Origin of the sequence: Dolichospermum sp. UHCC 0352 (genome assembly GCF_009711925.1) — a bacterium.
GTDB lineage: Bacteria > Cyanobacteriota > Cyanobacteriia > Cyanobacteriales > Nostocaceae > Dolichospermum > Dolichospermum lemmermannii.
On the sequence record NZ_VIKY01000034.1, the window covers coordinates 1 to 9,849 of the forward strand.

The following is a 9,849-nucleotide window of genomic DNA, read 5'->3' on the forward strand; positions in this document are numbered from 1 at the left end:
TGCGAAGCATTTGGAAGATAAATTATCGGTCATTGCCAAAATAGTTCTCCAAATGCTTCGCCCGTACAGTTGTCAGTGGCTAAGAATTTTACTTCTGACTCCTGAATTCTGACTTCTGTACCTTAATAATATTTAATATTTTTCAGACAAGAATAATCAGAGTTTTGAGCAATACTAACTACAATATTTGGATTGTTAGATGATGCAGCAACATACTTTAGCTGGGGAAATTACTCAGACTGGTGTGGGGTTACACAGTGGGGTCAATACTCAAGTACGAATATTACCATCACCACCAGGAAGTAATCGCTTTTTTGTCCGGGTAGATTTACCGAATTCACCAATTATTCCCGCCCAAGTTGCGGCTGTGAGTCAGACTGTGCTTTCTACTCAATTGGGTAAGGGTCAAGTCTGTGTTCGCACTGTGGAACATTTATTAGCTGCTTTGGCGGCTATGGGGGTGGATAATGCCAGAATTGAAATTGATGGACCGGAAGTACCGCTTTTAGATGGTTCTGCTCAAGTTTGGTGTGAAAGAATTGCTGAAGTTGGTTTATTTGCCCAAATGGTGAGTAATTTACCTGCACCTGTCGTTATTACCGAACCGATTTGGATTTATGAAGGTGATACTTTTGTTTGCGCCCTACCGGCACCAGAAACCAGATTTAGCTATGGGATAGATTTTAATTTGGCGGCAATTGGTAATCAATGGCACAGTTGGTTATTAACGACAAATTTAGAAAAATCTTCTGCTGATTTTGCTTCAGAAATTGCGCCAGCACGGACTTTTGGGTTACAGCATCAAATCGAACATCTGCAAAAGTCGGGATTAATTAAAGGTGGTAGTTTGGCTAATGCCCTAGTTTGTGGGGTGGAAGGTTGGCTAAATCCACCATTACGATTTGCAAATGAACCAGTTCGTCATAAAATCTTGGATCTAGTCGGAGATTTAAGTTTACTGGGAATTTTCCCTGTTGCTCATTTTTTGGCTTACAAAGCTAGTCATAATTTACACATTCAACTGGCACGGAAAATTTTAGAACTGATCTAAAATTCCCAAATTTACCCATCTTAGTGTTTAATTATTCAAACAACGTACCACTAATGTCCACTATTACCGAACCTAATTCCCAGGAATTGAATACATCAAGTGAGGATAATGTCAATCCACAGACTATAAAAACTACCTTTAGTATTGAGGAAATTCAGGAACTCTTACCTCATCGCTATCCATTTTTACTGGTAGATCGGATTATTGATTATGTACCTGGTAAAAAAGCCGTGGGTATTAAAAATGTTACCTTTAATGAACCCCAATTTCAAGGGCATTTTCCAGGGCGATCGCTGATGCCAGGTGTGCTAATTATCGAAGCCATGGCACAAGTCGGTGGGATTGTGATGACGCAAATGCCGGAATCAAAAGGAGGACTATTTGTCTTTGCTGGTATTGATAAAGTCCGTTTCCGTCGGCAAATTGTTCCTGGAGATCAACTGGTAATGACGGTGGAACTGTTGTGGGTGAAGCAGCGTCGGTTCGGGAAAATGAAAGGACGAGCGGAAGTTGATGGACAATTAGCCGCTGAAGGAGAACTAATGTTTTCTTTGATTAGTTAAAATTTATTATACCATAACAGGATTTTAGATTTTCGCCCTCACACATAACTGAACTTTGCCCGACACGTTTCTTAATTGAATAAATTAGCAAGTAGCACTTAGTTTTGGAGATTCACCTTTGAAAACACTTATTCATCCAACTGCTGTCATCCATCCTAATGCGGAACTCCACTCAACAGTGCAAGTCGGCGCTTATGCTGTGATCGGCGAGAATGTTAGAGTTGGTGCAGACACTGTAATTGGCGCTCATGTCGTCCTAGAAGGCCTTTGTGAAATTGGTACGGGAAATCAGATTTTTCCCGGTGCAGCTATCGGTATGCAGCCCCAGGATCTCAAATACGTGGGAGAACCGACTTGGGTAAAAATTGGTAACAATAATTCCATCCGTGAATACGTGACGATTAACCGCGCTACTGGCAGGGGTGAGGCGACGATAATCGGTAATGGCAATTTATTAATGGCTTATGTTCATGTAGGTCATAATTGCCTGATTAAAGATTCTGTCATTATTGCTAATTCTGTAGCATTGGCGGGTCATGTACATATTGAATCACGAGCTAGACTGAGCGGCGTTTTAGGTGTGCATCAATTTGTTCACATAGGAACTATGTCTATGGTGGGCGGAATGACACGCATTGATAGGGATGTCCCTCCTTATATGTTGGTGGAAGGAAATCCGGCGAAAGTGCGATCGCTCAATTTGGTAGGATTAAAACGTTCGGAAATGGCTGCTAGTGATTTCCAATTAATTAAAAAAGCTTTCCGTCTTCTCTATCGTTCTGATTTCCTATTTAAAGATGCTTTACAAGAGTTAGAAAATTTAGGAGATTCAGAACAATTAAAACATCTTCGCCGTTTTTTACTCCTTTCCCAAATGCCCGGAAGACGCGGTTTAATTCCCGGAAAGGGCAGAAAATCTGTCAGTGATGAATAATGAATAGTCAGTTAGATGTAGGGGCGGGGTTTTCCCGTCCTCAAAGTTTAGCAGTTACTCTGTTTTTATCGGCAGAATATGGATTTAATGAACCACGTTCGCGTAGCGCCCCGCAGGGTAGAAGCGAAGGTAGCGAAGGAAGAAAAGAAGAAGAAGAAGAAAGTAGGTAATTTTCAACTGGGAAAGGGCGTAAAAATCTCAAATCTAAAGTTTTAAAATGCGGATATTTATTAGCACTGGCGAAGTTTCTGGGGATTTACAGGGTTCGCTATTGATTGCAGCACTGCAACGTCAAGCTGTTGTTACGGGTTTGATATTGGAAATTATCGCTTTGGGTGGGGAGAAAATGGCGGAAGCTGGGGCGAAAATTTTGGGGGATACTAGCGGTATTGGTTCAATGGGTTTGATTGAGTCTTTGCCTTATGTTATCCCTACTTTAAGGGTACAACGCCAAGCGATCGCTTACTTAAAGAAAAATCCCCCTGATTTAGTAGTCCTAATTGACTATATGGGGCCAAATCTGGGAATTGGTACATTCATGAGGGAAAATTTGCCAGATGTACCTGTGGCTTATTATATCGCTCCTCAAGAGTGGGTATGGTCTATGAGTTTTCAGAATACCAACCGCATTGTTGGTTTTACAGATAAACTATTAGCAATTTTCCCTGAAGAAGCGCGATATTATCAGCAAAATGGGGCAAAGGTTTGTTGGGTAGGACATCCTTTAATTGATAGAATGGCAAATGCACCAAATCGAGAAATTGCCAGAGAGAAATTAGGAATTAAACCGGCAGAAATCGCCATTGCCCTGTTACCAGCTTCCCGTCATCAAGAATTAAAATATCTTTTACCAATGATTTTTCAAGCTGCCCAAAATATCCAATCTAAATTACCAAATGTCCATTTTTGGATTCCTCTATCTTTGGAAACATTTAGACAACCAATTACAGCAGCTATTAAAGATTACGGTTTAAATGCTACATTAGTATCAGATCAACAAAAGGATATTTTTGCTGCGGCTGATTTCGCAATTACTAAATCGGGAACTGTCAATTTAGAACTTGCATTATTAAATGTCCCCCAAGTTGTAGTTTATTGTCTTCATCCCATTACTGCTTGGATTGTACGTCATATTCTTAAAGGTTCAATTCCCTTTGCTTCTCCAGTAAATTTAGTTGTCATGCGGGAAATTGTTCCCGAATTTTTACAGGAACAAGCCACAGCCGATAATATTGTTGAAGCAGCCATGGAATTGTTATTAAATCCTGAAAAAAGACAAAAAACTTTATTAGATTATCAAGAAATGCGCCATTGTTTGGGAGAATTGGGAGTATGCGATCGCACTGCCAAAGAAATATTAGCAATGAAAAAGTAGATAATAGTTAAAATGGCAAAAACCCGACCAATTGCAGTTGACTTATTTGCAGGTGCAGGAGGAATGACTTTAGGCTTTGAACAAGCTGGTTTTGATATTCTGGCATCTGTGGAAATAGATCCAATTCATTGTGCAATCCATAAATTTAACTTTCCCTTTTGGACGGTGATCTGTAAAAGTGTAGAAGAGACAACAGGGAAGGAAATTAGGAATAGTTCTCAAATTGCTAATCAAGAAATTGATGTAGTTTTTGGTGGTCCTCCCTGTCAAGGTTTCTCATTAATAGGAAAACGCTCTTTTGATGATCCAAGAAACTCTTTAGTTTTCCATTTTATTAGATTGGTTGTAGAATTACAACCCAAGTTTTTTGTATTAGAAAATGTCAAAGGAATGACAGTAGGAAAACACAAGGAATTTATTGCTGAAATCATTAATCAATTTACTGAAAGTGGTTATCAAGTTAATGCAAATTATCAAGTTTTAAATGCAGCTAATTATGGAGTACCACAAAATCGGGAAAGATTATTTTTACTAGGTGCGCGTGAAGATTTAGAATTACCGAAATATCCAGAAAAAATTACATTCCCTAATCAAACATCTCCCACAGTTTGGGACGCATTACAAGATTTACCAGTCATAGAAAACTATCCAGAATTATATCAACAAGATTGGATATTAACTGAATTTAGTAACCCTAGTAACTATGCTAAAAAACTGCGTAATCTGGAAATTGCAAAAAATAACTATGCCTATAAACGTCAATATGATCTGACCTTACTAACATCAAGTTTAAGAAGCAAACATTCACCTGAATCTAGGTCAAGATTTGCTTCTACACCTCATGGTAAAATTGAATCAATTAGTCGTTTTCATAAACTTGATCCTGATGGTTTATGTAATACGTTAAGAGCGGGAACACCTAGTAATAAAGGGGCATTTACTTCTCCTCGTCCCATCCATCCTTTTATCCCCAGATGTATCACTGTCAGGGAAGCTGCGCGGTTACATTCCTATCCTGATTGGTTTAGATTTCATCCGACAAAATGGCATGGTTTTCGACAAATTGGTAATTCTGTTCCTCCGCTTTTAGCGCAAGCAGTCGCAGAGGAAATTATTAGAGTTTTAGATATCACATCTTCTCAAGGTCAAGGTGTTAAAAAATTAGGGGACATTAGTTTATTGAAACTTAATATGTCAACAGCCGCAAAATATTTTGGAGTCAATCCTCATGTTATAGAACCGAGAACTAGGAAAAAATGAATTTTTGGCATTTATTTAGCGCATTTATTTAGCTAATATAGTAATTTTACTGTGGCTGCATTAATTATTTGATTATTATAAATCCAATATGGAAGAACCAAATTTAATCTCAGATGCAGCTAATATCCGAGAGATATATCTTAGAAGATCATTTCCGAAGGGTAATATTGCTATTATCGAGGTACGATTAGAAGATGGTAAAGCTTTTGGAATGGGTGCAACATCTAGAGCCAACAGTCCAGCACCTCAACCAGAACCTAAGTCAAAGGGAGGACAATTTGAACCTGCTGTAGATTCTCACTCAGAACGTATTATGGATACTGATGCGGAATATAAGGTTTTGTCAGCCATTGCAGAAACTTTAGAATTTATCTACAATAAGGATAATAACCGCGTTAGAGGGCAATTGTATTTTTACACAGAAAGAAAACCTTGTGAAAGTTGTCAAGGTGTTATAAATCAATTTGAGCAAAGATTTCCTGAGATAAAAATAACTATCTCCTGGACATATCCTTATCCTCCGAGTAGCAATTAACTATGACATTCATATTGCATGAAGTTGAAAAGTCTCCTCTCATTTTATCTGCTGAAATTCCTGATTCTTTACGTTTAGTTATACAGAGAATTCAGGGATATTCCTATGCAGAATTATATGAAGAGAAAAACATTCAGGGAATAAGTTTAGAAGATTCTTTAATCACTGTATTTGATGCAATAGAGAAAGAAAAAAATAATTTAGATATAAGTTATTGCTATTTCTTTATGGCTATAGTTATGGGAATCGCTGTACAACCAACGATTAAAAGTTATTTACCTCGTGAGAAAATAACGAAAATAACTGGTAACATATTTGAGTATCTTTTTCGAGATTGGATATATTATCAACATAATTATCAGCCAAATTTAAACGTTTCATTTCAGAATTATCAAAATACTTTGGGACAATATCAAGCTCTTGATGAAGCTGTTGATGTTTTTGACAATATACCGCAAGTGCTGGAATCTATAAAAACCAGAGAAGCAATATTAAATATTTTAGATGATTGCTTCCAGGGTTATGCTATTTTTCCAGGTTCGCAAGGTAGACGAGAACTTTTTGATTGGTGGTTATTAGATGTTGTTCCCTCTGTTTTTTGTGGACGTTTACCTAAAAATATTCATACTTTAAAGGGAATTGATAAAATGACTCAACATATTACTAAAATACGGGACTATTTTTTTAAAGTAGTCGGGAATAATCAGTCTCAAGGAAATACAAATTTGGAAAAACAAGATTTGTTGTTAAGATTTTTGGCTTCTGATAAATAATATTAATATCTATCCCCAAACAATTTCCATATTTAAAATAAATCTTGGTTAAATATTTTCAACTGATGATTTTTGAGAAAAGCTTATTGCTATGTTTGAACTGACAATATATAAAGGTGAAGTAAGAATCGTGCAGGAGAAACATTACAAGTTTGTTCCAGCCGATCAAATTTCTGAAACCGATTTACAAAATTATAGGAATTATACATAATGAAGAAGTAAATTGGAGTCAAGAGATTGTTAAAATTATGATGCAGAATAACTTTATTTATGAACATTGAAGAATTTTTTGAATTAAGTGCTGGAAAGTGGTTTTCTCATCGCACTAGTCACCATTTAGCTTTTAAGCAGTCAGAAGACGGCAAATCAGACATCGTGATTGAGATGTTAGCCGCTGATCATCCAGAAGTAATTAAACTGTGTGAACAGTATGAAATTGCGGCTCATACAGCTTCCTGTGGGGCGCGAGTTACCTGGAATGGCACAATGGAATGGGACGAAGAAAAACACCAGGGTTCGACCGTTTTAGCCACAGTCCCGAATGCGGATAACCCAGATGAAGGTAAATTACTCCGAGAAATGGGTTATGCCGAAAAAGCCCCCGTTGCTGGTAGCTATAAAATCGGTGATGATGGGGCTTTAACTCTGATTACTGAGTATGAAACCATGTGGTCTGAAGAAAGGCTATGGTTTGCCAGTCCTAACTTGCGGATGCGAGTAAGTGTTTTGAAGCGGTTTGGTGGCTTTAGTATGGCTTCCTTCACCTCTGAAATCCGCATGGGTAGCACGGATGCTTCTAAAAAGGCTACGGAAGCCGCTAATTCAATTAACGCACCCACAAATTAAAACCTTAAACTACAATATTGAGGCTGGTAATTGATAATTGACAACTATTACCTGCCTCTATATCACGTTTATAGTTAAATTTGTCCTAAATCTGCAATAAACGAGCTAAGAATTGGGGTAATGGTAAAATAATCAATAACAATAAAGCCATTGACATTAATCCCATAAAATCCCGTTTATTATCTAATTCTGTGACATCATTTAAAGCAGGTTCATCAATTAAGGGAACGAATAATAAAATAATTGCCCACAATAAAAATTCTTCTCTAATAAACGAAAGCATTAATAATAATAATCTAGCAATTTGACCAATGAAAACAGCAGTCCGTTGTCCAAACATAGCATGAACAATGTGACCACCATCTAGTTGTCCCACGGGCATCAAATTCAATGCAGTGACAATTAATCCTAAGAAACCTGCAACTGCAACTGGATGTAAATCAATGGCAGATTTTGCGGTTAATTCACTTCCCAAGGCTAATTTTGAGAGTAAAGCTAATAAAATCGAATATTGAGGATTAAGTGCATTGGGGTTTAACATTCCGGTTTTTTCCGGTAACGCTACTATTTCCGAATGAGCTAAACCCCAAATCAATAAAGGTATAGTCATCATAAATCCTGCCAATGGTCCAGCAATACTGACATCAAATAAAGCTTTGCGGTGAGGGACAGGACTCCCCATTTTAATAAAAGCACCAAATGTTCCTAAGAAATAAGGTATAGGAATAAAATAAGGCAATGTGGAGCGAATTTTATAGAATCTTGCTGTTAAGTAATGACCTAGTTCATGAGTTCCTAAAATAGTTATTAACCCTAAAGCATAAGGTACACCGTTAAAAAATAATGTCAAATAAGATTCTAGCGAATTGACTTGAAAACCTGCAATTCTCAATCCGACAAAGGTAGTGCTAAATAAAGTTGCTACTAATAATAGTAATGCTAACCCTGGTCGAGTAATTTTTTCGGAATCGCGGTGGTTATTTTGTCTAACTACTTGAGGATTTGGAACTAAAACAAAGAAGGGTTTACCATTTATTCCTTCTTGAAATATGATGAGAAAGCGATCGCCAAATTGTCCTTCAATATTAGCTTTAATTTGCTCATAAGCCTCACTAGCCATAGTTCGCAACTGTCCCCGACAAATTACGGCTTGGGGACGATACTCAATATTTTGCACATAATATACAGACCAGGGAAAACAATTTCGTAGTTGACTTTCTTCTGCTAAATCAATGGGACGGACTGGTACTGTTTCTTGAGGAGAATTATTACTTGCTTGTCCCTGATTTTCTGGAGATTGATTTTGTGGATCTACGGGTAATTGCCGACCCCTATTAAACAATAGCCAATATAATAATAAACAACCCCCTGATATCCAGAGAATTAATGCTGATGGGGGAGCTTGTTTGATACCATGTACCAGCGTCCAACCAGTCAATACAAATGCCGGTGTCATTAAAACCAACCACAATAACCATATAGGGGTTCTTGTAGCCCGTGCAACACTGTGCTGCATCATTAAATAAGTCAATGACCCCAAAACGAAAACGAGGAGAAACCAAAATGCCATGTTATCTTCACTATGTTTGATAGAATGCCTTACCTATAATTTCTGTTACAGATTTTGATGACAAATAAGACTGCACGCCTTAATTTTTTAATCACAGTTAACAGTCATGGTAAATACACTGTAACCTGATTGTTCACCACTTCCGAATTTGAGTTTTTTCATTTATGTCTTCTTTTCCTCAGCAGTCCAGTCATCAGACTAAACAACCACGCTCTATATCCCTAAAAAGCCCATCAAAGGCGGAAAATCCTTTAGTTTTGACACCCAACAGTATTTTTGCTTTTCCACCTAATCGGGACACTTTAGGAGCAACATCTTACTTCATTATTACAAATGTAGGGAATATTCTCATAGATTGCCCAGCTTTAGAACAGATAAACCAGGATTTTTTGTCCTTGCATGGGGGAGTCAAGTGGTTTTTTATCAGTCATCGTGGTGCTATTGGTAAAGCCGCAGAATATCAGCAAATCTTAAATTGCGAAATTCTCATCCAAGAACAAGAAGCCTATTTATTGCCTGGTTCAACTGTCACCACTTTTACTGATGAGTTCACTCTTAATGCCACAACGCAAATAATTTGGACACCAGGCCATTCTCCAGGCTCTTCTTGTCTATACTATCGTGAATTTGACGGCGTGTTATTTTCTGGACGGCATTTACTTCCTAACCAGCACGGCGAACTTGTGCCACTACGCACTTCTAAAACTTTTCATTGGCCACGGCAACTTAAAAGCGTTAAATTATTAAGCGATCGCTTCACACCACAAACTTTAACTTATTTATGCCCCGGAGCTAATACAGGTTATCTCAGGGGTAAACCCTGTATAGACCAAGCATACCAAAAAATTAAGAACTTGAATTTAGTAACTTTACGGGAACAGGGAACAGGGAAGGAAATTCTTCCCACTGACCACTGACAACTGTACGGGCGAAGCATTTGGA

General features: G+C 37.7%; 11 protein-coding genes. 10 read left to right on the forward strand and 1 reads right to left on the reverse strand.

The genetic code is table 11. The annotated features are described in order from the left end of the window. Positions 1-202: 202 nt before the first annotated feature. The 9 genes from lpxC to FJR06_RS02415 all read left to right on the forward strand — a co-directional run bounded on the left by lpxC (position 203) and on the right by FJR06_RS02415 (position 7,337). Entirely contained in the window at positions 203-1,051 is an 849-nt protein-coding gene (lpxC, locus tag FJR06_RS02375) for a UDP-3-O-acyl-N-acetylglucosamine deacetylase (protein ID WP_168650622.1), read from the forward strand. 53 nt (positions 1,052-1,104) lie between these two features. Beyond that, entirely contained in the window at positions 1,105-1,614 is a 510-nt protein-coding gene (gene fabZ, locus FJR06_RS02380; protein ID WP_015083388.1) for a 3-hydroxyacyl-ACP dehydratase FabZ, read from the forward strand. A gap of 118 nt (positions 1,615-1,732) precedes the next feature. After that, positions 1,733-2,548, forward strand: coding sequence for an acyl-ACP--UDP-N-acetylglucosamine O-acyltransferase (gene lpxA / locus FJR06_RS02385; RefSeq protein WP_148763897.1), 816 nt, complete (start codon positions 1,733-1,735; stop codon positions 2,546-2,548). Next, the gene (locus FJR06_RS02390; RefSeq protein ID WP_168650614.1) at positions 2,548-2,718 is read left to right on the forward strand and encodes a hypothetical protein; all 171 of its coding nucleotides are present in this window, start codon (positions 2,548-2,550) and stop codon (positions 2,716-2,718) included. Before lpxA ends, FJR06_RS02390 begins: the two co-directional genes overlap by 1 nt. Positions 2,719-2,765: 47 nt before the next feature. Beyond that, complete coding sequence (gene lpxB, locus FJR06_RS02395; RefSeq protein ID WP_168650616.1) at positions 2,766-3,923, forward strand: lipid-A-disaccharide synthase; 1,158 nt, start codon at positions 2,766-2,768, stop codon at positions 3,921-3,923. 12 nt (positions 3,924-3,935) lie between these two features. Continuing rightward, complete coding sequence (locus FJR06_RS02400; protein ID WP_168650618.1) at positions 3,936-5,183, forward strand: DNA cytosine methyltransferase; 1,248 nt, start codon at positions 3,936-3,938, stop codon at positions 5,181-5,183. An 88-nt stretch (positions 5,184-5,271) separates the two neighbouring features. Next, positions 5,272-5,718 carry a deaminase domain-containing protein gene (locus tag FJR06_RS02405; protein ID WP_168650619.1) on the forward strand — a complete coding sequence of 149 codons (447 nt, stop codon included), beginning with the start codon at positions 5,272-5,274 and terminating at the stop codon, positions 5,716-5,718. 2 nt (positions 5,719-5,720) lie between these two features. Next, the gene (locus FJR06_RS02410; RefSeq protein ID WP_168650620.1) at positions 5,721-6,491 is read left to right on the forward strand and encodes a hypothetical protein; all 771 of its coding nucleotides are present in this window, start codon (positions 5,721-5,723) and stop codon (positions 6,489-6,491) included. A 270-nt stretch (positions 6,492-6,761) separates the two neighbouring features. Beyond that, positions 6,762-7,337, forward strand: a complete 576-nt coding sequence (locus tag FJR06_RS02415; protein WP_015083381.1) for a phycobiliprotein lyase — start codon at positions 6,762-6,764, stop codon at positions 7,335-7,337. 85 nt (positions 7,338-7,422) lie between these two features. Here FJR06_RS02415 and FJR06_RS02420 read toward each other — a convergent pair whose 3' ends face one another. Continuing rightward, positions 7,423-8,907: a site-2 protease family protein gene (locus tag FJR06_RS02420; RefSeq protein ID WP_168631924.1), complete on the reverse strand. Its 1,485-nt coding sequence runs from the start codon at positions 8,905-8,907 to the stop codon at positions 7,423-7,425. A gap of 164 nt (positions 8,908-9,071) precedes the next feature. Between FJR06_RS02420 and FJR06_RS02425 the strand changes: the two genes are divergently transcribed. Beyond that, complete coding sequence (locus tag FJR06_RS02425; RefSeq protein ID WP_168650621.1) at positions 9,072-9,824, forward strand: MBL fold metallo-hydrolase; 753 nt, start codon at positions 9,072-9,074, stop codon at positions 9,822-9,824. Positions 9,825-9,849 lie beyond the last annotated feature (25 nt).